The 24691-nt window shown below is 63.1% G+C and carries 25 protein-coding genes; 9 read left to right on the forward strand and 16 right to left on the reverse strand.

Going from position 1 to position 24691, the window contains the following annotated elements; genetic code table 11:
- Positions 1-34 precede the first annotated feature (34 nt).
- Complete coding sequence (locus NKI99_RS14780) at positions 35-1042, reverse strand: ribonuclease T2 family protein (RefSeq protein WP_352611298.1); 1008 nt, start codon at positions 1040-1042, stop codon at positions 35-37.
- Between the two features lie 182 nt (positions 1043-1224).
- On the opposite strand from NKI99_RS14780, the gene NKI99_RS14785 reads away from it, so the two are divergent.
- From NKI99_RS14785 to NKI99_RS14795, 3 genes are all read left to right on the forward strand, one after another.
- Entirely contained in the window at positions 1225-2157 is a 933-nt protein-coding gene (locus NKI99_RS14785) for an alpha/beta fold hydrolase (protein WP_352611300.1), read from the forward strand.
- Between the two features lie 99 nt (positions 2158-2256).
- On the forward strand, positions 2257-3432 hold the full coding sequence (locus NKI99_RS14790; RefSeq protein WP_128303462.1) for a CaiB/BaiF CoA transferase family protein: 1176 nt from the start codon (positions 2257-2259) through the stop codon (positions 3430-3432).
- On the forward strand, positions 3429-5078 hold the full coding sequence (locus tag NKI99_RS14795) for a thiamine pyrophosphate-binding protein (protein ID WP_023813179.1): 1650 nt from the start codon (positions 3429-3431) through the stop codon (positions 5076-5078). The genes NKI99_RS14790 and NKI99_RS14795 overlap by 4 nt, the downstream gene beginning before the upstream one ends.
- Positions 5079-5130: 52 nt before the next feature.
- Here the strand turns inward: NKI99_RS14795 and NKI99_RS14800 are convergent, their stop codons facing one another.
- Both NKI99_RS14800 and NKI99_RS14805 read right to left on the reverse strand, forming a co-directional pair.
- On the reverse strand, positions 5131-5574 hold the full coding sequence (locus NKI99_RS14800) for a CHRD domain-containing protein (RefSeq protein ID WP_023813180.1): 444 nt from the start codon (positions 5572-5574) through the stop codon (positions 5131-5133).
- Between the two features lie 147 nt (positions 5575-5721).
- Positions 5722-7005 (reverse strand): cystathionine gamma-synthase family protein, encoded by a 1284-nt coding sequence (locus NKI99_RS14805; protein ID WP_023813181.1) that lies wholly within the window; start codon positions 7003-7005, stop codon positions 5722-5724.
- A 125-nt stretch (positions 7006-7130) separates the two neighbouring features.
- On the opposite strand from NKI99_RS14805, the gene NKI99_RS14810 reads away from it, so the two are divergent.
- Positions 7131-7589 (forward strand): Lrp/AsnC family transcriptional regulator, encoded by a 459-nt coding sequence (locus NKI99_RS14810; protein ID WP_352611302.1) that lies wholly within the window; start codon positions 7131-7133, stop codon positions 7587-7589.
- Positions 7590-7639: 50 nt separating this feature from the next.
- On the opposite strand, the gene NKI99_RS14815 is transcribed toward NKI99_RS14810, so the two are convergent.
- The 4 genes from NKI99_RS14815 to NKI99_RS14830 form a co-directional block, all read right to left on the reverse strand.
- Positions 7640-8611, reverse strand: a complete 972-nt coding sequence (locus NKI99_RS14815; RefSeq protein ID WP_352443079.1) for an ABC transporter substrate-binding protein — start codon at positions 8609-8611, stop codon at positions 7640-7642.
- Between the two features lie 40 nt (positions 8612-8651).
- Positions 8652-9806 carry an ABC transporter permease gene (locus NKI99_RS14820; RefSeq protein ID WP_352611304.1) on the reverse strand — a complete coding sequence of 385 codons (1155 nt, stop codon included), beginning with the start codon at positions 9804-9806 and terminating at the stop codon, positions 8652-8654.
- Complete coding sequence (locus NKI99_RS14825; protein ID WP_352443081.1) at positions 9803-10681, reverse strand: ABC transporter permease; 879 nt, start codon at positions 10679-10681, stop codon at positions 9803-9805. The genes NKI99_RS14820 and NKI99_RS14825 overlap by 4 nt, the downstream gene beginning before the upstream one ends.
- 373 nt (positions 10682-11054) lie before the next feature.
- Positions 11055-11846 carry an ABC transporter ATP-binding protein gene (locus tag NKI99_RS14830; RefSeq protein ID WP_352611306.1) on the reverse strand — a complete coding sequence of 264 codons (792 nt, stop codon included), beginning with the start codon at positions 11844-11846 and terminating at the stop codon, positions 11055-11057.
- A gap of 127 nt (positions 11847-11973) precedes the next feature.
- On the opposite strand from NKI99_RS14830, the gene NKI99_RS14835 reads away from it, so the two are divergent.
- A complete protein-coding gene (locus tag NKI99_RS14835; protein ID WP_352611307.1) occupies positions 11974-12378 on the forward strand; it encodes a cupin domain-containing protein in 405 nt (134 codons plus the stop codon).
- Here the strand turns inward: NKI99_RS14835 and NKI99_RS14840 are convergent.
- The 4 genes from NKI99_RS14840 to NKI99_RS14855 form a co-directional block, all read right to left on the reverse strand.
- Positions 12305-12784 (reverse strand): hypothetical protein, encoded by a 480-nt coding sequence (locus NKI99_RS14840; RefSeq protein WP_352611308.1) that lies wholly within the window; start codon positions 12782-12784, stop codon positions 12305-12307. The genes NKI99_RS14835 and NKI99_RS14840 overlap by 74 nt on opposite strands.
- Before the next feature lie 2 nt (positions 12785-12786).
- Positions 12787-14238: a dihydropyrimidinase gene (hydA, locus tag NKI99_RS14845; RefSeq protein WP_352611309.1), complete on the reverse strand. Its 1452-nt coding sequence runs from the start codon at positions 14236-14238 to the stop codon at positions 12787-12789.
- Between the two features lie 81 nt (positions 14239-14319).
- A complete protein-coding gene (locus NKI99_RS14850) occupies positions 14320-14586 on the reverse strand; it encodes an endonuclease domain-containing protein (protein WP_352611310.1) in 267 nt (88 codons plus the stop codon).
- A 247-nt stretch (positions 14587-14833) separates the two neighbouring features.
- Positions 14834-16084, reverse strand: a complete 1251-nt coding sequence (locus tag NKI99_RS14855) for a Zn-dependent hydrolase (RefSeq protein WP_352611311.1) — start codon at positions 16082-16084, stop codon at positions 14834-14836.
- Between the two features lie 121 nt (positions 16085-16205).
- On the opposite strand from NKI99_RS14855, the gene NKI99_RS14860 reads away from it, so the two are divergent.
- A complete protein-coding gene (locus tag NKI99_RS14860; protein ID WP_013530908.1) occupies positions 16206-16844 on the forward strand; it encodes a TetR/AcrR family transcriptional regulator in 639 nt (212 codons plus the stop codon).
- Between the two features lie 112 nt (positions 16845-16956).
- Here the strand turns inward: NKI99_RS14860 and aptA are convergent, their stop codons facing one another.
- Positions 16957-18285: an omega-aminotransferase AptA gene (gene aptA, locus NKI99_RS14865; RefSeq protein WP_023813191.1), complete on the reverse strand. Its 1329-nt coding sequence runs from the start codon at positions 18283-18285 to the stop codon at positions 16957-16959.
- A gap of 226 nt (positions 18286-18511) precedes the next feature.
- Here aptA and NKI99_RS14870 point away from each other — a divergent pair, with 226 nt between their 5' ends.
- Complete coding sequence (locus NKI99_RS14870) at positions 18512-19147, forward strand: TetR family transcriptional regulator C-terminal domain-containing protein (protein ID WP_023813192.1); 636 nt, start codon at positions 18512-18514, stop codon at positions 19145-19147.
- 4 nt (positions 19148-19151) lie between these two features.
- On the opposite strand, the gene NKI99_RS14875 is transcribed toward NKI99_RS14870, so the two are convergent.
- Entirely contained in the window at positions 19152-20039 is an 888-nt protein-coding gene (locus tag NKI99_RS14875; RefSeq protein ID WP_352611312.1) for a helix-turn-helix transcriptional regulator, read from the reverse strand.
- Positions 20040-20142: 103 nt separating this feature from the next.
- Here NKI99_RS14875 and NKI99_RS14880 point away from each other — a divergent pair, with 103 nt between their 5' ends.
- Both NKI99_RS14880 and NKI99_RS14885 read left to right on the forward strand, forming a co-directional pair.
- The gene (locus NKI99_RS14880; RefSeq protein ID WP_352611313.1) at positions 20143-20985 is read left to right on the forward strand and encodes an SDR family oxidoreductase; all 843 of its coding nucleotides are present in this window, start codon (positions 20143-20145) and stop codon (positions 20983-20985) included.
- Positions 20985-21707: an SDR family oxidoreductase gene (locus tag NKI99_RS14885; protein WP_352611314.1), complete on the forward strand. Its 723-nt coding sequence runs from the start codon at positions 20985-20987 to the stop codon at positions 21705-21707. Before NKI99_RS14880 ends, NKI99_RS14885 begins: the two co-directional genes overlap by 1 nt.
- Positions 21708-21717: 10 nt before the next feature.
- Here NKI99_RS14885 and NKI99_RS14890 read toward each other — a convergent pair whose 3' ends face one another.
- The 3 genes from NKI99_RS14890 to NKI99_RS14900 are packed head-to-tail and all read right to left on the reverse strand — an operon-like array spanning position 21718 to position 24584.
- Positions 21718-21966 carry a hypothetical protein gene (locus NKI99_RS14890; protein ID WP_352611315.1) on the reverse strand — a complete coding sequence of 83 codons (249 nt, stop codon included), beginning with the start codon at positions 21964-21966 and terminating at the stop codon, positions 21718-21720.
- 60 nt (positions 21967-22026) lie between these two features.
- The gene (otsB, locus tag NKI99_RS14895; protein ID WP_502905546.1) at positions 22027-22788 is read right to left on the reverse strand and encodes a trehalose-phosphatase; all 762 of its coding nucleotides are present in this window, start codon (positions 22786-22788) and stop codon (positions 22027-22029) included.
- A 17-nt stretch (positions 22789-22805) separates the two neighbouring features.
- Positions 22806-24584 (reverse strand): alpha,alpha-trehalose-phosphate synthase (UDP-forming), encoded by a 1779-nt coding sequence (locus tag NKI99_RS14900; RefSeq protein WP_352611316.1) that lies wholly within the window; start codon positions 24582-24584, stop codon positions 22806-22808.
- Positions 24585-24691 lie beyond the last annotated feature (107 nt).

The following is a 24691-nucleotide window of genomic DNA, read 5'->3' on the forward strand; positions in this document are numbered from 1 at the left end:
CGGCAGCGCGACAGTCCGGTATCTCTGTTGAGAGTTACTGGAAGCCGATCGCGTCGACATTGCCTGTCGGGCAGCCGGCCTTGTTGGTCGGCACCGAAGCCAGCAGCAGATCCTTAAGCGAGCTGTTGGGCCCGATCGGACCCGCGAGGCCGAGCGTCAGTTCGCCGATCAGCCGCCTGCCGCTCGACGGATCGATGACGCAGGAAACGCGCACGCGATCCCCTGCCCCTGCCCCGAAGGCAGTGTCGAAAGCGCCGCGGATCTGGTCCGCCGTCAGCTTGCCGCCAATGTTCTTGACGAAGAGATCGCGCACCGGCGAGCTGTTCACCGCGCGCATCAAATTGAGCGCATCCGAGAAATAGTCCTGCTGGCTCTTGCCGTAGCAGGTGCCGTGCTTGATCCATTCATGCCGTTCGAGCTGCGAAGCTGTTCCAGGCATCACCTGATCGAGCTCCGTGCGGGTGTTGGCGTCCAGATTGACCGGCGGCAGGTCTTTCCAGTGGGCCGGATTGTCGTTGGCCTTGTCGCTCGCCGTCGCCTGGCAATAGAAATTGCCGTTCGGCTGCGGCCAGAGACCGTGCAAGGTGAAATGCGTGGCGTCGAAATCACCAGCACTCTGCGCCCTGCATTCGGTCTTGTTCGACTTTGTCTCGCAAAACGCCGGCTGCCAGCTCAGCGCGAAGACGTATTCGGGTTTCCCCGATGCCGCCGGCTTGCCGTGCCCGTCAGGTGCGGCCGGCACGGTCGCCGCGCTGCTGCCGGAAACGTGGCCGCAGCTGACCTTCACCCAGCGGCGCTCCGGATCGGCGCCCGGCACCAGGATGAGATAATGCGTCGGCGTATCCTTGTTGCCGGCAAGCAGCTGATAGCTCTGCCCGGCATCGGTCGAGACATTGCCGGGGTTCTTGCCGTTCTTGATGGCTTGCGTTGCCGGACAGGCAGCGTCGGCCACAAAGGAGCCGCTCATCTTGACGTCGGCACGCGCGGCACCGGCCAGCGACGCGGCCAGCATGGCCAATCCGAAAACGACACCAATGCGCATGGAAAATCCTCGGCTGGACAAGTGGGCGACAGACTGAAGCTGTCTCCATGTCAGAATTGCGATATTTTGCTGGCCAAACGCAAGAAACATCGTCGCGAAAAGCGGGTTTGCTGGATTGACGCATAATGTGGGCCGGCGCAAACAAAGCCAACGACGATAATGCAAGGGCGGGACCGAGCGGCATGTCATTCAGCCAGCAGCGCGTGGTTCGCTCCCCAACCGGTGCCGAGCTCAATCTTTTCGTCAGGCAGGCCGATGGCCGGGCACGCGCCGTCGTCCAGATCAATCATGGCCTGGCCGAGCACGCAGCGCGCTATGCCCGCTTTGCCGATTTTCTTGGCTCCCGCGGCTTCGATGTCTATGTCCACGATCATCGCGGCCATGGCGCGACCAAGGCGCCCGACGCGCCGCTCGGCAGGTTCGCCGCCAGCGACGGCCCGGCCAAGGTGATAGCCGACGTCGGCGCCATCCATGATCTCATCGCCAGCGAACAGCCAAACAGACCGGTCATCCTGTTTGGCCATTCGATGGGTGCGTCGGTCGCGCTGAACTACCTGTTGCGCCATTCGCCGCGCATTCATGCCGCCGCGATCTGGAACGGCAATTTCTCCGAAGGCCTGCTCGGACAGGTGGCGCTGGGCATCCTTGCCTGGGAACGGATGCGGCTCGGCTCCGACGTGCCATCGCGTCTGCTGCCGAAGCTCACCTTCCAGGCCTGGGGCAAGGCGGTGCCCAATCACCGCACATTGTTCGACTGGCTGTCGCGCGACGAGGCGGAAGTGGCGAAATACATCGCCGATCCGCTCTGCGGCTGGGATGCCTCGGTGTCGATGTGGCGCGATGTGGTCTCGATGGCGCTGAACGGCGGCAAGGATGCCGGCTTTGCCGGCATCCGGCGCGACCTGCCCATCAGCATCGTCGGCGGCGAAAGAGATCCCGCCTCGGATTATGGCAAAGGGATCACGCATCTTGCCAGCCGCATGCGCGCGATGGGCTTTTCGAATCTGGTTTCAAAGGTTTACGCCGACACCCGCCACGAAAGCCTGAACGAGGTGAATCGCGACATCATCATGGATGATTTCGCCGCCTGGGCCGACAAAGTCCTCAAAGCGTGACGGATTGGCCCATTGCAAGAGCCGTGACAGCCGTTGCAGGGCTTGATAGAGGCTCTGCTTTCGCAGCAGTCACGGTGATTGCGGCAACCACGGTGATCCATGGCTGAGCCCCCGCTGAAAGGCGTCCGCGTCGTCGAACTCGCCCGCATCCTTGCCGGGCCATGGGCCGGGCAGTTGCTTGCCGATCTCGGCGCCGATGTCATCAAGGTCGAAAGCCCCGATGGCGGCGACGACACCCGCAAATGGGGGCCACCCTTCGTCATGGGCAAGGACGGCGAGAACCTGTCGGCCGCCTATTACCATTCCTGCAATCGCGGCAAGCGCTCCATCGCCATCGATTTCTCGACACCGGAAGGGGCCGAGACCGTGCGCCGGCTGGTCGCCACCTCGGACGTGCTGATCGAGAACTTCAAGCTCGGCGGTCTGAAGAAATACGGCCTCGACTATGACAGCCTGCGCAAGATCAACCCGCGCCTCGTCTATTGCTCGATCACCGGCTTCGGCCAGGACGGACCCTATGCGCCGCGCGCCGGCTACGACTTCATCATCCAGGCCATGGCCGGCATGATGTCGATCACCGGCGAGGTCGGCCGCGAGCCGCAAAAAGCGGGCGTCGCCATCTCCGACATCTTCACCGGCCTCTATTCGGTCATCGCCATCCAGGCAGCATTGCGCCATGCCGAACAAACCGGCGAAGGCCAGCACGTCGACATGGCGCTCTTCGACACCCAGATCTCGGCGCTCGGCAACCAGAATTTGAACTATCTCGTCTCCGGCAAATCGCCGGTGCAGATGGGCAATGCGCATATGAACATCGCCCCCTACGAGGTGGTGCCGGTCCGGGATGGGCACATCATCCTGGCGGTCGGCAATGACGGCCAGTTCGCCAAATTCTGCGCCGCTGTCGGACTGGGCGACCTGCCTGCCAATCCCGACTTCGCCACCAACCCCGCCCGGGTCGCCAACCGGGTGAAATTGCATGAGCGCATGATCGAGGCGCTGAAGGTTTTTGACCGCGATCCGCTGCTGGCCAAGCTGGAAGCGGCCAGCGTGCCGGCGAGCCCGATCAACACGATCGGCCAGATGTTTGCCGATCCGCAGACGATCGCGCGCGGCATGCGGCTTGATCTCGACGACGGCCATGGCAATCTTCTGCCTTCGGTGCGTGCGCCGATGGTGATGTCGGGCACGCCGCTGGTCTATGAGCGCCCCTCGCCGCGCCTGGGCGAGCACACGCAAGAAATCCTTGCCGAACTGGAGAAGTCTGGACAATGAAGACCGGCGGACAACTCATCGTCGACGCGCTCGAAGCCAACGGCACCGACCGCATCTATTGTGTGCCGGGTGAATCCTATCTGGCGGTGCTCGACGCGCTGCACGATTCTGCGATCCGCACCATCGTCTGCCGCCAGGAAGGCGGTGCCGCGATGATGGCCGATTGCCACGGCCGCCTGACCGGGAAGCCCGGCATCTGCTTCGTCACCCGCGGCCCCGGCGCCACCAACGCCTCGGCCGGCATCCACATCGCCATGCAGGATTCTATACCCGTCATCCTGTTCATCGGCCAGGTCGCCAGCCACGCCAAGGAGCGTGAAGCGTTCCAAGAGGTCGATTATAAGAGGTTCTTCGGCGATATCGCCAAATGGGTGGTCGAGATCGACGACGCCTCGCGCATCCCCGAATTCGTCACCCGCGCCTTCGCGGTGGCGACATCGGGCCGGCCCGGCCCGGTGGTGATCTCGCTGCCCGAAGACATGCTGACCAGCATCGTCGAAGCACCTATCGCCTTGCCGCACACGCCGGTTGAGACACGGCCGGGCGAAGCGGAGCTCGATGCGCTGGAAAAGCTGCTGGCTAAGGCCAAGCGGCCGTTCGTCATCCTCGGCGGCACGCGCTGGGACGCCGAGGCGGTGGCGCAAATGCGCACGGTCGCCGAGGCGTGGTCGCTGCCGGTCGGTTGTTCCTTCCGCCGGCAGATGCTGTTCGATCATCTACATCCGAACTATGCCGGCGATGTCGGCATCGGCATCAACCCCAAGCTGGCCACAGCGATCAAGCAGGCCGATCTCGTGCTCCTGATCGGCGGCCGCATGGGCGAAATGCCGTCCTCGGACTACACGCTGCTGAAAAGCCCCTACCCCGACCAGACACTGGTCCATGTCCATGCCGACGCTGGCGAGCTCGGCCGCGTCTACAGGCCGACACTGGCGATCAACGCCTCGCCTTCTGCCTTCATCGACGCTTTCGCCAAGCGCAAGCCGGCCTCTGAGCCGACTTGGGCAGCCGAGACACCAAAGCTGCATGCCTCCTATCTCGACTGGTCGACGCCACCGGAAGGCGGCCCCGGCTCGGTCCAGATGGGCCCGATCATGAACTACCTCGAAAAGATGCTGCCCGACGACGCCATTCTCACCAACGGCGCCGGCAATTACGCGACCTGGGTGCATCGCTTCCACCGCTTCCGCCGCTTCGCCACTCAAGGTGCGCCGACATCGGGCTCGATGGGCTATGGCACGCCTGCGGCCGTCGCTGCCAAAGAGCTGTTTCCGGAGCGCACCGTGGTCGCCTTCGCCGGCGACGGCTGCTTCCTGATGAACGGGCAGGAATTCGCCACCGCCGTGCAGTATGACCTGCCTATCATTGTGGTCGTCGTCAACAACGGCATCTATGGCACCATCCGCATGCATCAGGAGCGCGAATATCCCGGCCGCGTCGTCGCCACCGATCTTAAGAACCCCGACTTCGCGGCTCTCGCCCGCGCCTATGGCGGCCATGGCGAAACGGTCGACAAGACCGCCGATTTCGCTCCCGCCTTCGAACGTGCCCGCGCCAGCGGCAAGCCGGCGATCGTGGAAATCCGCCTCGACCCCGAAGCGATCACGCCGACCAAGACGATGACGCAGATACGCGACAAGGCGTAGTCCAAACAAAAAAAGAGGCGGTCGCCCGCCCCTTTTCGTCATGCGGCTTGCGCTATTTCGCGGCCTCGATCTGTCCGCGGATTTCGCCGTCCTTGTTGGCTGCCGTGTGCAAATTGACATAATCCTTGCCGCCCATCAGGTCGGCGGCCTGCGCGTCGGTCAGCACGGCCGACCCTTTGATCGGGCTCTTGAGCTTGCCCTTGAACGGGATCGCCACCCCGGCGTTTTCACCCATCGCGGCTGGGCCGTGAATATGCCCGGCGGTCGCCGACCCGCTGAGGCCGGAATATTTGACGTTCCAGCTGAGTTTCTTCGTGGCCGTGTCGAAGGTAAGAGCTGCGGTGCCCTTGCCTTTTGTGGTCACCGGCGGGTTCTGCTGGGCGCCGTCGAGCGTCGCTTTCAGCTTCACCGTCTCGGCCAGGGCCGGCGCTGCCGTAAGGAAGGACGCCGAGATGGCCAGTGCCGAAAGCATCGGCGCCAAGGATTGGATACGCATGAGGATCTCCGTTTGCTGATGACATCCAGCCACGGCTCCCCGGCGCGCGGATGTATCGGCACAACGCTTATAAGAGCGAATGGCTGCGCGCGAGTAACACTTACGTGCAAACTAATGGACCGCGCGATACCCCGGATACGGGGAGCGTCAGACCGCCGCCAGCGCCTGCGTCAGGTCGGCGATCAGATCGTCCGGGTGCTCCACGCCGATCGACAGCCTGACCGTGGTCTCCAGCACGCCGATGCGCTCGCGCACCTCGAAGGGTATGCCCGAATGCGTCATGGCCGCGGGGTGGCTGGCCAAGGATTCCGTTCCGCCCAGGCTCACCGCCAGCTTGAAGATCTGCAGGTTGTTGAGAAAGGCGAAAGCCGCCTTCTCTCTGCCCTTGATATCGAAGGAGAAGGTCGAGCCGGCACCAGTGCATTGCGCCCTGTAGGTGCGACCAGCCGGCGTGTCCTCGCCCAGGAACGGCAGGTAATGCACCTTCTCGACCTTGGCATGGTCGCGCAGGAATTCGGCGACCAGCCGCGCATTGTCGTTGGCCCGCTCCATGCGGATCGACAGCGTCTCCAGCGAGCGGCCGAGCATCCAGCAGGAATGCGGGTCGAGCTGCGTGCCGATCGCGCCGCGCAGCGCCTTGATCGGCTTGGTGACCGCCTTGCCGCCCATGGCGGCCCCCGCGATCAGGTCGGAATGGCCGCCGACATATTTGGTCAGCGAATAGACGGACACGTCGGCGCCATGTTCGATCGGCCGCTGGAACACCGGGCCGAGCAGCGTGTTGTCGCAGACGACGATCGGCGTCGACCCCTGGCTCGCGCCGATCTCGTCGGCGATCTTGCGCATCAGCGCGATATCGACCAGGCTGTTGGTCGGATTTGACGGCGTCTCGATCAGGATGACCGACACGCGGCCCTTCGCGACGGCGGCGTCGGAGGCCGTGCGCACCGCCGTCTCGTCGACGCCGTCCGCGAAACCGACAGCACCGATGCCGAAACCGGAGAGCGTGCGCGTCAAAAGCGTCTCGGTGCCGCCGTAAAGCGGCTGCGAATGAAGGATGACGTCGCCCGGCCTGATATAGGCGAGCAGTGTCGTGGCGATCGCCGACATGCCTGATGAAAACAGGATGCAGGCATCCGTCCCTTCATAGATCGCCAGACGGTCCTCGACGATCTCGCTGTTGGGATGGTTAAAGCGCGAATAGACCAGGCCGGACGCCGTGCCGCTCGGCGGCTCCTTGCGGCCGGAGGTGTAATCGAAGAAGTCGCGTCCTTCTTCCGCCGACTTGAACACGAAGGTCGAGGTCAGGAACACCGGCGGCTTGACCGCGCCTTCCGAAAGCTGCGGATCGAAGCCATAGCTCAGCATCAGCGTCTGCGGGTGGAGCTTGTGGTTGCCGATATGGGTTTTCGACGGGCGTGGCGCGGTCATGATCTTTCCTGCCTGTTCGAGTGAAATATTGAACGGCAATTTATGCGATCCTGTTCCACCAGTTCTTGCTATTTTGGGGCTCTCATGGCTGCATTCCCGCAACAAATTGCCCGGAGAGACCGAACGTGCAGCAGAAGATAGCCGACGATTTCGACCGCAAGATCCTGCGTGAGCTGCAAGCCGACGCCCGCATCACCAACCACGAGCTTGCCGAGCGGATCGGTCTGTCGCCATCGCCCTGCCTGAGGCGGGTGCGGCGGTTGGAGGAGACCGGAATTATCAGGGGCTACACCACGCTGGTCGATCCCTCAGCCTTTGGCTGGAGCATGGTCGCCATCGCCACCATCCGGCTCAGCCGCCAGAACGAAGACGAGATCGTGATGTTCGAGGACGCGATCCGCGGCTGGGAAGAGGTGCTGGAATGCCACCTCGTCACCGGCTCGCGCGACTATGTGCTGAAGGTGGTGACGGGAAGCCTCGAACAGTACGAGCGCTTCATCAAGGAAAAGATCGCGCGGCTGAAATGCGTCGCCTCGATCGAAATCAGTTTCGTCATGAACACCATAAAGGAACGGCGCCTCTGACATTTCTGCCGGAGGCGCCGCTTTCTGGATAAATGTGTTGCCGACTAGGCTTACTTGACTGCCTTGTCGGTGATGGCGGTGGTGTAGGCGCCGGTCGGCTCCTTGGTGATGATCTTCTGGTCGAGCAGCGCCTTGGCGGTGCGTTCGTAGGTCGCCGGGTCGAGCTTGCCGTCGGCATTGTCGATCAGCTTGGCGACTTCGCTCATCATGCGCTTCTGGTGGTTCTCGTCCTGGCCGCCGCCGTCCATGACGATGCCCGCGGCCTCGTCATTGTTGTCGATGGCGTATTTCCAGCCCTTCATCGAGGCGCGCACGAAACGCACCATCTTGTCTTCGAAGGCCGGGTCCTTGAGCTTGTCTTCGGACGCATAGAGCCCGTCCTCGAGCAGGTCGTTGCCCATGGTCGAGTAGTTGAACACGGTCAGCTGTTCGGGCTTGTAGCCGGCGTCGATCAACTGCCAGTACTCGTTGTAGGTCATGACCGAGATACAATCCGCCTGCTTCTGGATCAGCGGCTGCACGTCGAAGCTCTGCTTCAAGACGGTGACGCCGTCCGGGCCGCCCTCGGTCTTGAGGCCGAGCTTGTTCATCCAGGCATAGAACGGATACTCGTTGCCGAAGAACCAGACGCCGAGCGTGTGACCCTTGAAGTCGGCTTCGGTCTTGATCGGGCCGTCCTTCGGGCAGACCAGTTCCATGCCGGCCTTCTTGAACGGCTGGGCGATGTTGACCAGCGGCACACCCTTTTCGCGGGCAGCCAGCGCACCGCCCATCCAGTCGACGATGACATCGGCGCCGCCGCCGGCGATCACCTGCTCGGGCGCGATATCGGGACCGCCCGGCTTGATGTCGACGTCGAGACCTTCGGCCTCATAGAAACCCTTGGCCTTGGCGACATAGTAGCCGGCAAACTGGGCCTGCGTGACCCATTTCAGTTGCAACGTCACCTTGTCGGCGGCCATTGCCTGGAACGCGGCGAGCGACATCGCGCCGGCCAGAACGGGAATAATCAGTCTTTTCATTTTTTTACCCTCTGAAGTTAGTGCCCTAAACCCACCGCCCCTATCCACCACGGACAGAGGGATGCCAAAACGTGACGGCTCTTTCGACAAGAGCGACCACGCCATAAAAGACCGAACCCGCAAGTGCTGCAACTGCGATTTCGGCCCAGACCATGTCGATGTTCATCCGCCCGACCTCGGTCGAGATGCGGAAGCCCATGCCGACGACAGGCGTGCCGAAGAACTCGGCGACGATGGCGCCGATCAGCGCCAGCGTCGAGTTGATCTTCAGCGCGTTGAAGATGAAGGGAGCTGCTGCCGGCAGCCTGAGCTTCAGCAGGGTTTGCCAGTAGCCCGACGCATAGGTGCGCATCAGGTCGCGCTCCATGTGGCCGGAGGCGGCAAGGCCGGCGACCGTGTTCACCAGCATCGGGAAGAAGGTCATGATGATGACCACCGCCGCCTTGGACTGCCAGTCGAAGCCGAACCACATCACCATGATCGGGGCGACGCCGATGATCGGCAGTGCCGAGACCATGTTGCCGATCGGCAAGAGGCCGCGCCGCAGGAACGGCACGCGATCGGCGAGGACCGCGGTGATGAAGCCGGCGCCGCTGCCCACCACATAGCCGAAGATCACTGCCTTGAAGATGGTCTGCCTGATATCGGCGCCGAGCACCGGCAGCGAACCGGCAATGCGTGCGCCGATCGCGCTTGGCGGCGGCAGCAGGATGAAGGGTATGCCGGCCCCGCGCGTCACCGCTTCCCAGATGATCAGTATCCAGGCGCCGAAGATGGCCGGGATGATCAGGCGCAACGCGGTCCGCGCCCATTTGGCGAAAGGACGCAACGACGACAGCACCGCCACGCAGCGCCAGCCAAGCAGCCATGCGGCCGCGAGCAGCAGGAAATACGGCGCCCGCGCCAGACCTTCGAAGCCGGCGATGCCGCCAATCAGCAGCCAGGCGACCAGATGCGCGCCGATGAAAAGCACAACGGCTTCGACGATGGACGGTATTCTGGCCATCGAGATCAAAGCGGCGACAAGCAGCACGCCAAAGATCAGCCAGTTTGTCGCCGCATAGGGATATATCAACGTCCCTGCGGGCTGCGCCAGTGCATCCACTTTCGGCGCGGCGATCGCGCCGAGCGCCACAGCGATCAGGCACAGCACGATCGCCAGCACCGCTTGCCAGGAGGGTTTCAGCCAGTTCATGCCGGCCTCCCGCCCATGGCGCGGTCGACGAGGCGCCCGGCAATGCCGACCACCATGACCAGAAGTGCGGCCACCACCGAACCGGCGACCAGCGCCGACCAGATGTCGATGGACTGGCTGTAATAGGCGCCAGCCAAAAGCTTGGCACCGATGCCGGCGACAGCGCCGGTCGGCAGTTCGCCGACGATGGCGCCGACCAGGCTTGCCGCCACCGCCACCTTCATCGAGGTGAACAGGAACGGCACCGAAGCCGGCACGCGCAACTTCCAGAAGGTTTGCGCACGACTGGCATTGTAGGTGTGCATCAGGTCGAGATGCATGATCTCGGGCGAGCGCAGCCCCTTCACCATGCCCACAGTCACCGGGAAGAACGACAGATAGGTGGAGATCATCGCCTTCGGGATCAGGCCGCTGATGCCGATCGCCCCCAGCACGACGATGATCATCGGCGCCACCGCCAGGATGGGGATGGTCTGCGAGGCGATGATCCACGGCATCAGGCTGCGGTCGAGCGTCGCCACATGCACGATGCCGACCGCAATGATGATGCCGAGCGCGGTGCCGAAGGCAAAGCCGAGCAGCGTCGACGACAGCGTCACCCAGGCATTGTAGACGAGGCTGCGGTTCGAGGTGATGGGCCGCAGGAAGGTGTTCTCGAAGAAATTCACCGCCACCTGGTGCGGCGCCGGCAATGTCGGCTTCGGCTGCGACAGCGTCTTGCCGATGAGTTCGCTAAACGTGGAGGTCTCATTGGCACGGCGGTCGAGATCACGCTGGAACGGCGCGTTGAGGATGACGGCGAAAACATACCAGAGCACGACCACGCCGGCGAGGATGGAGGTGACGGGGATGAGTTTGTCGCGGAAGGTGTCCATCTAGCAGGCCTCGCCGGACAGGCGTGCGCTCTGCGTAACGCGAGCGACCCACCACGCGTTCGTCATCCTAGGGCGAAGCAAGGAGCGAAGCGACGCGGCGCAGACCCTAGGATCCATGCCGTTACCTCTCCGCTCCGCAACGGTGCCGAACATGATCCCCTCTGCCTCGCCCTGCTTGGCCGATACTCTCAACCGTTTTGGCCTTTCGGCAGACGTCACGGCATGCATCCTAGGGTCTGCGCTCGCCGCTTCGCATCGGCTCCGCCCTAGGATGACGAAGGCGCGGGTGGCCGCCCCCTCACCCGACCTCCGCTTCGCTCCGGCCCTCCTCTCCCCGGTGGTGGGGAGAGGAGGGAGCCCGTCGTTTGCTCCCTCAATCATCATAGCTGTGCCCTGCCCGCAGCCCGTCACGCACGCGCGCTGCGATCGCCAGAAACTCCGGCGTCTCGCGGATGTCGAGCGGCCGCTCTCTCGGCAGCGTCGATTCGATGATGTCGCTGACGCGGCCCGGCCGCGGTGACATGACGACGATGCGCGTCGACAGATAGACGGCCTCCGGAATGGAGTGGGTGACGAAGCAGATGGTCTTGTTGGTGCGTCCCCACAATTCCAGCAATTGCTCGTTGAGATGGTCGCGCACGATCTCGTCCAGCGCGCCGAACGGCTCGTCCATCAGCAGCAGGTCGGCGTCGAAGGCCAGCGCACGGGCGATCGAGGCGCGCTGCTGCATGCCGCCCGAGAGCTGCCAGGGATATTTCTTCTCGAAACCAGAGAGGTTGACGAGGTCGAGCGTGCGCTTGATCCGCTCGCCTTGCTCCGTCCTGGACAGACCCATGATCTCCAGCGGCAGCCCGACATTGCGCTCGATCGTCCGCCACGGAAACAGGGCGGCGGCCTGGAAAACATAGCCATAGGCGCGTTTCTCGCGCGCCTGTTCTGCTGTCATGCCGTTGACCGAAATCGTCCCCGAGGTCGGCTTCTCCAAATCGGCGATGACGCGCAGCAGCGTGGTCTTGCCGCAGCCCGAAGGCCCGATGAAGGAGACGAACTCCCCTTTGCCGATGGTGAGATCGACATTGGACAGCGCCTGCACCGGCCCGTCATTGGTCTGGAAGGTCAGTCCGAGTTTGCTTGCCGCGACGACGGCTGGCGAAGTCCCCGTCATCGGCTGCCGCCTGCCTGTTTCCGTCCCTGCGGCGGCTGGAATCCGATTGCTTTTATCGCGATGTTGTTTTCCACTCGCCCTGTCCCATTGGTCTTGTCCCACTCGATCGACGCCCGGAGTTTCCCCGATGTCGCCCAAACCCACTTGTCATCTTATCCGCCCTGAAAGCACTTATGAAGGCAAGCAGGGATTGACCTATTTCGCCGGCATTACCGCCGAAACCGTCGGCGCCTCCGGCATCTGCATGCACATGCTCACCATCCCGCCCGGCGCGCGCGCCAAGGCGCATATGCATGAGAGCCACGAGACGGCGATCTATGTGCTCTCCGGCGAAGTCCACACTTGGTACGGCGACCGGCTCGAGCATCATATCGTCACCAAGGCCGGCGACCTTTTCTACATTCCCGCCGGCGTGCCGCATCTGCCGGCCAATCTGAGCAGCGCCCCGTCTTCGGCCGTCATTGCGCGCACCGATCCCAACGAACAGGAAGGCGTCGTCCTGCTGCCGGAACTGGATGCGCTGGTCGCGTGAGGCCAGCATCGACGGAAGGGCCGCCATCGGCACCGTCACGAACATAATTGCAGCGGCCCATTTCCTCAAGGCCGGGGATGGTGACGAAGAAACCATCCTCTCCCTTGTTGGTGACCACGACGGTTTCGATTGTCGTTCCCGCCTCGCCTTCCGCCGAACAGGTCGCGCCAAGCGATTGCGCGCCCAGCACCGATGTCAATTGCTGTGTGAACCGGCAGCCGCTGCCATAGGTCTCGACGCCTTCGGCGGTCAGCACGATATAGGCATCGCTCTCCTGATAACCGGCTTTGACGCCGGCGCAGCCGACATCATTGCCCCAGGAGCCGGCCAGTAGGCCGTCCGCTGCTGCCGGACCTGAGCCAGTTGCCATCAGGACCAACGAAATGAGCGCGGCCGAACGCGCCAAGCTCAAACCCCGGTCGCCGGGATGCCGGTGCGTTCCACCTTGCGCGGCGCGGAGATTTCCTTCCACGTCGACAGCGCCCGGTTGACCGCCGCATTCGGCTCGCGGCCGACGAATTCTCCATGCCCGGGCTTGGCCTTGATCTCGGCCTCCTGGATCGACAGTTCGCCACGCGAGAACACGAACCGCGGCAGACCGGTCACCTCGAACCCTTCGAACACATTGTAGTCGATGACGGACTGCTGCTGCTTAGAAGTGATCTTCTTCTTTCGCTTGGGATCCCAGACGACGATGTCGGCATCCGCGCCTTCGACGATGGCGCCCTTTTTCGGATACATGTTGAGGATCTTGGCGATGTTGGTCGAGGTCACCGCGACGAACTCGTTCATCGTCAGCCGGCCGGTGTTGACGCCCGTCGTCCACAGCACCGGCATGCGGTCTTCGAGCCCGCCGGTGCCGTTCGGGATCTTGGTGAAATCTCCGACGCCGTTGCGCTTCTGCTTGGTGGTGAAAGCGCAATGGTCGGTCGCCACCACCTGCAGCGAGCCCGCCTGCAGGCCCGCCCACAGCGAATCCTGGTGCAATTTGTTGCGGAAGGGCGGGCTCATCACGCGGCGCGCCGCATGATCCCAGTCTTTGTCGAAATACTCGCTCTCGTCCAGCGTCAGGTGCTGGATCAGCGGTTCGCCGAACACCCGCATGCCCTTCTGCCGCGCCCGGCGGATCGCCTCATGGCTCTGCTCGCAGGAGACATGCACGACATAGAGCGGCACGCCGGCCATGTCGGCGATCATGATGGCGCGGTTGGTCGCCTCGCCTTCCACTTCGGGTGGCCGTGAATAGGCGTGGCCCTCGGGGCCGTTGTTGCCGGCAGCCAGCAGCTTCTGCGACAGGGCGGCAACGACGTCGCCATTCTCGGCATGCACCAGCGGCAGCGCGCCGAGATCGGCGCAGCGCTGGAACGACGCATACATCTCGTCGTCGTCGACCATCAGCGCGCCCTTGTAGGCCATGAAATGCTTGAACGAGGTGATGCCCTTGTCGACGACAGTGGCCATCTCGTCGAACACCTGCTTGCCCCACCAGGTGATCGCCATGTGGAAGGAGTAGTCGCACGACGCCTTCGAGGTCTTGTTGTCCCACATCTGCAAGGCTTCGAGCAGCGACTGCTGCGGCGCCGGCAGGCAGAAATCGACCACCATCGTCGTGCCGCCGGAGAGCGCCGCGCGCGTGCCGGATTCGAAGTCATCGGCCGAATAGGTGCCCATGAACGGCATTTCGAGATGGGTGTGAGGGTCGATGCCGCCCGGCATGATATAGCAGCCGGTGGCATCGAACTCGTGGTCGCCATGCAGGCCCGAACCGATGGCCGCGATCTTGCCGTGCTGCATCAGCACATCGGCCTTCCAGGTGCGGTCAGCAGTGACGATGGTGCCGTTTCGGATGACTTTGGTCATTGGCTGTTCCCTTGTTCTTGCCGCGCTTCTTACGAGCGTCTCGGTAGTGTTTCAGATCGGTTCAGGACCGAAGCGGCGGCGCTACATGACTCCAACTTCTCCCAATATCTCCTCGATGCAACCATCGAAAGAGTTCGCCAGACCTCCGGTCGAAAACCGCAATACACGATAGCCCTGTCGGCCAAACCATGCGTCGCGTGTCCGATCCTTCTCCATTTGCTCCGGCGTGAAGTGATGCTCTCCATCCACCTCGATAACGAGGTTCTTCTCATGCAGAACAAAGTCAGCAACGTAAGGGCCGATCGGTGCCTGCTTTCTGGCGTGTAAACCCTCAATCGCTCCCCGCAAGGGAGGGAGACTTGGCGTCGCGCTATCACAGCCCGACGTTCAAAGCCTTTGAAAGAATGCATAAAAAGGATTCTTGCGAAGGTGGACCCCCACCCTAACCCTCCCCACAAGGGGGAGGGAACTCTGCCGCGAGCCCAAACTTTCCTCTCGGTGTGGAAACGTAGACAATTTGCCAAGATTAGCACCAACGGAAGTCCCCCTCCCCCTTGTGGGGAGGGGTTAGGGGTGGGGGTACAGCGCCGACCTCTCACCCGACGATCTCCGCCGTCTCCACCACCGCGTGGAACAAAACGTCCGCGCCCGCCGAAGCCCATTCCTTGGTGATCTCCTCGGCCTCGTTGTGGCTGAGGCCATCGACGCAAGGGCACATCACCATGGCGGTGGGCGCGACGCGGTTGATCCAGCAGGCGTCGTGGCCGGCGCCGGAGACGATGTTGCGGTGGGAATAGCCGAGGCGTTCGGCGGCATCACGGATCGCCTTGACGCAGCCGGCATCAAAGGTCACCGGATCGAAAGCACCGACCTGTTCGATCTCGTAGCGAATGTCGAGTGCATCGCAGATCGTGTCGATGCCTTCGCGGATGCGGCCGTCCATCGCGTCCAGCACTTCCTTTTCCGGCGAGCGGATATCGACGGTGAAGACGGTGCGCCCGGCGATGATGTTGCGCGAATTGGGATAGACCTCCATGTGGCCGACCGCGCCGACGGCATCGGGCTGGTAGTCCATGGCGATCTCGTGCACCAGTTCGATCACCCGCGCCATGCCGAGCCCGGCATTGCGGCGCTTGGGCATCGGCGTCGAGCCGGTGTGGGCTTCCTTGCCGGTCAGCGTCACCTGCAGCCATTTAAGGCCCTGGCCATGGGTGACGACACCAATGTCGATACCTTCGTCCTCGAGGATCGGACCCTGTTCGATATGCAGTTCGAAGAAGGCGTGGATCTTACGGTCGCCGACCTTCTCGCTGCCCTTCCAGCCGATGCGCTCGAGTTCCTCGCCGAATTTCTTGCCCTGTTTGTCGACATGCCCGTACACATCGGCCTGGTCGAGCACGCCGGCGAACACGCCGGACGCCATCATCGCCGGCGCGAAGCGCGAGCCCTCCTCGTTCGTCCAGTTGGTGACGACGATCGGATGTTTGGTCTTGATGCCGAGGTCGTTGAGAGAGCGCACCACTTCAAGCCCACCCAGCACGCCGAGCACGCCGTCATACTTGCCGCCGGTCGGCTGCGTATCGAGATGGCTGCCGACATAGACCGGCGGCAGGCTGGGATCGGTGCCTTCGCGGCGGGCAAACATCGTGCCCATCTCATCGACGCCCATTTCGAGCCCGGCCGCATCGCACCAGCGCTTGAACAGATGCCGCCCTTCGCCGTCTTCGTCGGTCACGGTCTGACGATTGTTGCCGCCGGCAATGCCGGGGCCAATCTTCGCCATCTCCATGATGGAATCCCACAAACGGTCTGAATTGATTCGCAGATTCTCGCCGGGTGCGGCCATCTTGAGTTCCCATCTACACCAGGGTTCTTGTCGCCCCTTGAGTGATTTACAGCTTGACCGTATGGTCAGCTTTTAAACTACACAACCTGACCAAGCGGTCAACTAGAATCTTGGGGTAGACATGGCAGAACCCACCCGCCCCATGCGGCGACAGGAGATCCGACGAGAGAATGAAAAAACCATTCTCGTCGCTGCCGAGAAGGTGTTTGCGGAGGCAGGGTTCGGGGGCGCCACGATGCAGTTGATCGCGGATCTGGCGGGACTGCCGAAGGCAAATCTCCACTACTATTTCGCCACCAAGGAAGAGCTTTACCGGTCGGTCGTTCAAAACATCTTTGAAATCTGGCTACAGGCGGCCAATTGCTTCGACGCGGCGCGCGGACCCATAGACGGCATCAGTGCCTATATCGACGCCAAGATGGAAATATCACGCCGCCATCCTGACGGCTCGAAGGTCTGGGCCTCTGAAGTGATGCACGGTGCGCCGGTGCTTCAGGACTATATGGAATCGACGCTGCGCGAATGGACGGACGGCCGCGTCGAGATCATCAGGCGCTGGATCGAGGAAGCCAAGATGGACCCGGTGGATCCGCGCCATCTGCTCTATATGCTTTGGGCTACGACCCAGCACTACGCCGATTTCGGTCACCAGATCGAGACGCTCAATGGCGGCAAGCCGCTGTCCGACCGGCAATGGCGGGAAGCCAAGGAAAATATCAAGCGGGTGATCCTGACCGGGATCGGCGCGTTGCCCGCCTGACTGTAACCGTTCGTTGCAGCAAAAGATCAGGTCGGCGCGCTGCCGCACCGACCCCACCCGACCGCTTCGCGGCGACCCTCTCCTCCAGGGCGAGGGATATCGTGTCAGTCCGTCAATCGATGGACCTCAGCACTTCCCGCACATGGTCGATCAATTCGTTGATCTGGCCCTTGGTGATGATCAGCGGCGGCGACAGCGCGATGATGTCGCCGGTGGTGCGGATCAGCGCGCCGCGCTCGAACGCCTTGACGAAGGCCGAGAAGGCCCGCTTGGTCGGCTGTCCGGCGATCGGCGCCAGCTCGATCGCACCGATCAGGCCGATGTTCCTGATATCGATGACGTTCGGCTCGCCCTTCAGCGAATGCAGCGCGTCTTCCCAGTACGGCGCCAGCTCCTCGCCACGGGTCAGCAGGCCCTCTTCCTTGTAGGTGTCGAGCGTGCCGAGTGCGGCCGCGCAGGCGATCGGGTTGCCCGAATAGGTGTAGCCGTGGAAGAACTCGATCATGTGCTCGGGGCCGGTCATGAAGGCGTCGTGGATCTCCTTCTTCACGAACACCGCGCCCATCGGGATGACGCCGTTGGAGACGCCCTTGGCGGTGGTCATGATGTCGGGCGTGACACCGAAATAGTCGGCGGCGAACGGCGTGCCGAGACGGCCGAAACCGGTGATGACCTCATCGAAGATCAACAGGATGCCATGCTTGGTGCAGATCTCGCGTAGCCTCTGAAGATAACCCTTCGGCGGCAGGATGACGCCGGTGGAGCCGGCGACCGGCTCCACGATGACGGCGGCGATGGTGGAAGCGTCATGCAGGGCTACGATACGCTCCAGCTCGTTGGCGAGTTCCGCGCCATACTCCGGCACGCCCTTGGTGAAGGCGTTCTTTTCCGGCAGATGCGTGTGCGGCATATGGTCGACGCCGCCGAGCAGCGTGCCGAACATCTTGCGGTTGGTGACGATGCCGCCGACCGAGATGCCGCCGAAATTGACGCCGTGATAGCCGCGCTCGCGGCCGATCAGCCGGGTGCGCGAGCCCTCGCCTTTAACACGGTGATAGGCGATCGCCATCTTGAGCGCCGTCTCGACCGATTCCGAACCGGAATTGGTGAAGAAGACATGATCCATGCCCTTGGGCGCGAGGTCGACCAGGCGGTTGGCCAGTTCGAACACGATCGGATGGCCCATTTGGAAGGCGGGCGCATAGTCGAGCTCGGCGGCCTGCTGTTGGATCGCTTCGGTGATCTTCGGCCGGCAATGGCCGGCATTGACGCACCACAGGCCGGCGGTGCCGTCGAGCACCTTGCGGCCGTCGCTGGTCGTGTAGTGCATGTCCTTGGCGGACACCATCATGCGCGGCGCCTGCTTGAACTGCCGGTTTGCCGTGAACGGCATCCAGAATGCGCTGAGATCGTTCGGCGTGACTTTCAGCCGGTTGGACATGACCAGGACTTCCCCTTGTAAACTGTTTCGCTGCGCCCAACGCTTGGTCTTTGCCGCGTTTTCATGCTACGCAAATTTTTGACCGATTGGACAAACGTTAGCACCGCCCTCTCAGCGGTCAAGGATTACTAGCGGAAATGCGGCACCTGAAGTGCGTTCCACAGGCTAGGGAAAAACTGGTCCAGAGAATTGGTCCAGATGACCCTCAACACGAGGGCTTGCAACGGTGACCATCGCCACGGACGCCCCTCGCCGCACCCGCATCCAGCAGGAAAAGCGCGAACTCATCCTGGAGGCGGCGCTCGAGGTTTTCTCCGCCAACGGTTTCCGCGGCTCGACCATCGACCAGATCGCCGAAGCCGCAGGCATGTCGAAGCCCAACCTGCTCTATTATTTCCGCCGCAAGGAAGACATCCACGAAACGCTGATGCAGCGCCTGCTCGACACCTGGTTGGCGCCGCTGCGCGAACTCGACGACATTGGGGATCCCCTTACCGAACTGCGCAGCTACATCAGGCGCAAGCTGGAGATGGCGCGCGACTTTCCGCGCGAGAGCCGGCTGTTCGCCAACGAGATCCTGCAAGGCGCGCCGCGCATCATGCCGCTGCTGGCCGGAGAGTTGAAGACGCTGGTCGACGAGAAGGCGACCGTCATCAAGGGCTGGATGCGCGCTGGCAAGATCGCCAAGACCGATCCGTGGCACCTGATCTTCTCGATCTGGGCAACGACGCAGCATTATGCCGATTTCGACGTCCAGGTCCGCGCCGTGCTCGGGCCGAACCGCGGCGGCGACGGCCGCTTCGAGGATGCGGCCCGCTTCCTGGAACAACTGTTTCTTGATGGGCTGAAGCCGAAGACCTGACGCTTCAGGCGCTGCGCCGCTTGGCCGGCAGTTCATCCAGCAATGTCTGCAGCTTGGCGATCGAATTCTGCTCGGCGAGCGGCGTGTAGACGATCAGCTTCATGTCCGAGCCGTCGCCGATCGACAGGCTCATATGCTCGAAGCTCATGGCGCCCGCGCTCGGGTGCCGGACATGTTTCACCCCCGACAATCGGTGCGCGACGTCGCGCTGCGGCCACCAGGCACGAAATTCGGGGCTCGAACGCGTCATCAACTCGATCAGCCGCTCGAAATCCGGATCGCCGACATAGCGGGCGCTCGCGGCCCGGAACGAGGCCAGCACGGTGCGCGCCAGTTGCTCCCAGTCGACCAGCAGGCGCCGGTGGTGCGGGCTGGTGAACACCATGTGGACGATGTTGCGGGCATCCCCTTCCAGCAGGCCATAGTCGCCGAACACCGCCACCGCCGCCGGGTTCCAGGCCAGCACATCCCAGCGCCGCCCGACCACATAGGCCGGCTGCAGCACCAGGCTCTGCAGCATGTGCAGCAAGGGGCCGTCGACCCTTTCCGGCGCCACGGCACGGCGCTCCGGCTGCTGGCGGTCGGCAAGGATGAACAGATGCCGTTTTTCGGCGGCGTCGAGGCGCAGTGCTTCGGCGAGTGCCGTCAGCACCTCGACCGAGGGCCTGACCTCCCGCCCCTGCTCCAGCCATGTGTACCAGGTGGTGCCGACGCCGGCGATCATCGCCACCTCCTCGCGCCGTAGTCCCGGCGTGCGCCGCCTGAGACCGGTGGCGATGCCGGTGGCCGAGGGCGTCAGCCTTTCGCGGCGCGAACGCAGGAAGGCGCCGAGTTCGCGCCGGCGGCTGTCTTCGGCCGAACGTGTTGGAGCAGCGACGGGTTGGGAATCCATGTGCCTAGTATAGCAGTATTGATACCAGGATAAAGTTTGAACTGTTTGGCCCGCGCCAACTGTCCCATCTTCCGTTCAGAGCAACAGAACGGAGGCTCTGAACATGGAACTCAAAGACAAGACGATCCTCATCACCGGCTCGACAGATGGCGTCGGCCGCGTCGTCGCGCAACGGCTCGGCGCCGCGGGCGCCCGTGTGATGGTGCATGGCCGCGATGCGAGGCGCGGCAAGGCTGTTGTCACCGAGATCGAAGCGGCCGGCGGCATGGCGGAGCTTCTGGTCGCCGACCTCTCTTCGCTGGCCGAAGTGCGCCGGCTTGCCGAAGCCGTGCGCGCCCGGACGGGCCGGCTCGACATCCTCGTCAACAATGCCGGAATCGGCACGGCGGGCCAAGGTGCCAAAAGACAGATCAGCGCCGACGGCTACGAACTGCGCTTCGCGGTGAATTATCTCGCCGGTTTCGTGCTGACATCGGAGCTTCTGCCGTTGCTGAAGGCGAGTGCGCCGGCCCGCATCGTCAATGTCGCCTCGGCCGGACAGCAGGCGGTCGATTTCAGCGATGTCATGCTGACCCGCTCCTATGACGGCGTGCGCGCCTATTGCCAGAGCAAGCTGGCGCAGATCCTGTTCACCGTCGATTTGGCCGAACAGTTGAAAGGTACCGGCGTCACCGTCAACGCGCTGCACCCGGCGAGTTACATGAATACCACCATGGTCCGGCAGGCTGGTGTGACGCCGTGGTGTTCGGTCGAGACCGGTGCCGAGGCCATCCTCAACCTCGCCGCCTCACCCGCGCTCGACGGAAAAAGCGGCCTCTATTTCGACGGCCTGCGGGAATCCCGTGCCGACGCCCAGGCTTATGACGCCAAGGCAAGGCAACAGTTGCGAGCCTTGAGCCTCGATCTCATCGGCACGGCCTCCCCCACATCGAAGGAAGACCATTGATGACCAAGACAATCGAACACACCGTCGTCATCGGCGGCTCGTCCGGCATCGGCCTGGCGACGGCACGCAAGCTGCTCGGCCCGGGCATGAAGGTGACCATCACTGGGCGCAATGAGGACAAACTGAAGAGCGCTTGGAAAAACCTTGGTGGCGCTGCCGAGAAGGCTGCTTTCGACGCCTCGAAGCCGGATGAGGTCCGCCAGTTCTTCGAGAGCCTCGGGCCTATCGACCATCTGGTGCTGGCGGCCAGCGGCGGCAAGGGCCTTGGCCCCTTCCCGACGCTTGACCTGAGCGACATCGGCAGTGGCGTCGATGAGAAAGTCCGGCCGCAGCTGTGCTGCCTGCAGGCGGCCCTGCCGACGCTGAACAAGGCCGGCTCGGTGACCTTCGTCTCGGCGGTCTCGGCGCAACTCGCGACGCCCGGCGTTGCCGGCATCGCCGCCATCAACGGCATGCTGTTGACCGTGGTGCCGATTCTGGCGGTGGAACTGAAGCCGCTGCGCGTCAATGTCGTGGCGCCCGGCGTCATCGACACGCCCTGGTGGGATTTTCTGGCCGAGGAGCAAAAGCAAACGATCTTTGCCGACTATGCCGGCAAGACCCCGGTCGGCCGCGTCGGCCGGGCCGAAGACGTGGCCGACGCAATCGCCTTCCTCGTCTCCAACGGCTTCATGACCGGCCAGGTGCTGACCTGCGATGGCGGCCTGCGATTTGCGGCATAGGACAGGACCGTTAATTGGCCTTCTTTGGAACGCGGTCGTTCTCGTCAGCAGAGCTGTCGTCTGCCGGTTTTGCCGAAACAGGCTTTTCCGGAACATGGGAGTAGTCAGATGTATCCGCCCCATACATCTTGTTGTCGACCGCTTCTTGCCAGCTGAAATCCGCGTCGGACGGTGAAACGTGGGCAATCTCATGGCGGGAGGAGCGAGAGTGCAGCCAGTTCGGGGTGATCTCTCGGACCAATTGTGCAAAGCGTCCCATCGAAACCGTTCCTTTCCTTGCCCTTTCCAGGACGCGCGATCGCGGTTGCGTCAGCTGGATCTAAAGTTGACCTCTCAGCCAGGCCAGCGTCTCGGCGACGCCGGCAAGCCCGTACCGCGCTGTGGTATGCGCTGGTGGCTTAACCCTGATCGATATACCGCCGGCATCATTAACGGTTACGAAGCCGTTTTCGTCCGACGTGTCGTCGCCCAGGAAGACCGGGCGGCGGCCTGTGAACGGCGCAATCTCCATGAAACGTCGGATCGCGGCGCCCTTGGCGGCCTCCAGCGGCAGCAATTCCACGCCGGCGTTGCCGGCAACCACCCGGTAGCCCTTTGGCAGCGTGGCCAGCGCCTGCTCGACAAGCTGCATCGCGCGGGGAAGCAGATGGGGGGCGGCGCGCGTGTGGATGGCCAGCACCCTTCCCTTGCGCTCGATATAGGCCCCACGACCGAGCTCGGCCTCGATCTCGTCGGCAAGGGCCGCGATATCCGCCGGCTCGTCCGCGACTTCGACGTCGTCGCCCGGCAGAAGCCGGTGCTCCAGTCCATAGAGCCCGGCGGCGCGCAGTTTCAAAGGTTGAAACAGATGGTCGACAGCCGCAACGGAGCGGCCTGTTATGAAGGCCAATGCCCCGTCCAGCTTGCGGTCCAGGCCTTGCAGCAAGGAGCGAAGCTCGTCGCTGACCGAGACGGCGTCCGGGTGCTCGGCATGTTCCAGCAGGGTGCCGTCGATGTCGAGGAACAACGCCCATTCGCCGGTCAGCACAGTCTGCGGTTTCGGCATGACGGCCTGCGGCTTTTGCGGGCTTTCGCTGATCATCTTTTGCAGGACCTCGTTCATGACATGACTACCCGTTTGCGCTCGAACATGGACACGACATTGTCGACGCTAGGCGGCCGGTCACCGACACCGGTTACCCGGTCGAGGTCACCGCGCTTGCGCAAGCGCGCTGCATCCAGAAGCATGCTGCCGGCCCAGCGATAGACATTGTTGTTGCGGATCGTCTCGCGCATGGGCCGCATGCGCTCGCGCTGTTCGTCTGAAGTCATGATCAGCGCCTGCAACAGCGCTTCGCTCATCATGGCGGCGTCGTAAGGGTTGACGATCAGCGCCTCCAGCAATTCGCGCGAGGCGCCGGCGAAGGTGCTGAGCATCAAGACGCCCTGTTCGTCGTCGCGCGCCGCGACGAATTCCTTGGCGACCAGGTTCATGCCGTCATGCAGGCTGGTGACCATGCATATGTCGGCGGCGCGATAAATCTCGTAGACTTGTTCCTGTGAGTGATGCTCGGCCACCATGACCACCGGCCTGTAACCCTCGCTGCCATAGCGTTGGTTGAGCTCCTGGGCATAGCGGTGGCATTCGTCGTGGAGCAGCTTGTAAGCCGGCAGCGTGCCGCGGCTGGGGGCCGCGACCTGCAGGAAAACCAGCTTTCCGATCCATTCAGGGTATCGCTTGAACAATTCGTCCAGCGCCTGAAATCGATCCAGAATGCCCTTCGTGTAGTCGAGACGCTCGACGCCCACGGCCAGCTTCACATCCGCCTTCAGTCCGAACCTATTGCGCAGGCGGGCCCGGCAGTCATCGACGTCAGGCAATTTTGCCAACAGGTCGGCCGGCCATTCTATCGAGATGGGATAGGCGTGCACCAGCGTCGTCTGGCCACCGTAGGAGATCGCCGCATCGGCCCGCTCGATGCGGCTTTCCAGGAAGCGATCGACGCTTTCGGTGAAATTGTTGGCGTGGAACTGGGTGTGGAAGCCGATGATCGAACTGCCGAGCAGCCCCTCGAGGATGCGTTCACGCCAGGGACAGATGCTGTACACTTCCGAATTCGGCCACGGGATATGCCAGAAAGTGATGACGATCGCCTCCGGCAGGCGCTCGCGGATCATGCGCGGCAGCAGCGCGAAGTGGTAATCCTGGACCAGCACGATAGGCCGCTCGTTGCGCGCTTCGGCAACCACCGTGTCGGCGAACTTCCGGTTGACGGCCTCGTAGGCCTCCCAGTCCGAGGCGCGAAAAATCGGTCGGGTGAAGGCGATGTGGCAAAGCGGCCAGAGCCCCTCATTGGCGAAACCGAGATAATAACCCTGATGTTCTTCCTCCGTCAGCCAGACCCGGCGCAGCGTATAGGACGGATGGCCGGGAGGCACCTGTACCCGGTCGTGGTCGTCGACGGTGAGGCGGTCCGCCGTTCCGCCGCCATAGGCGATCCAGGTGCCGCCACAGGCGCGGGTGATCGGCTCGAGCGCGGACACCAGCCCGCTGGCCGGCACCAGCAATTCGACGCCATCATCCCTGATGTTGTGGATATAGGGTTCGCGGTTCGACACCACGATGACCTGCGCATCGGGCAGATCGTCGGCGAGGATCTTGCGCAATGTCTCGGGCGACCACGTCACCAGCGCCGCATCGGCCGATTGGCCGTTCTTTTCGAACTCACGGATCACCTTGCGCGCCGCCTCCGCGGCCACGTCTTCGCCCGCTGTATGGGCAACCGCCGGAGGGTGACTGCGGCGCTGCCGCGATAGGGAGAGGAATACGGCAAGAGCGGAAAAACCGAGGCTCGCGAAGATCAGAACCCAGAGCAGTTCCGCACCGTAGTTTGTCATTGAATGTCAACTCACCCGGCCGTCGGCGACCGTTTTTTCGTGTTTCCCGTTTGAAAAGGTCCGCCGACCACGTGGTCGGCGTTCGGACCCGTATTTTTGCAACGCAC

The organism is Mesorhizobium sp. M0239, assembly GCF_040321815.1.
Taxonomy (GTDB): domain Bacteria; phylum Pseudomonadota; class Alphaproteobacteria; order Rhizobiales; family Rhizobiaceae; genus Mesorhizobium.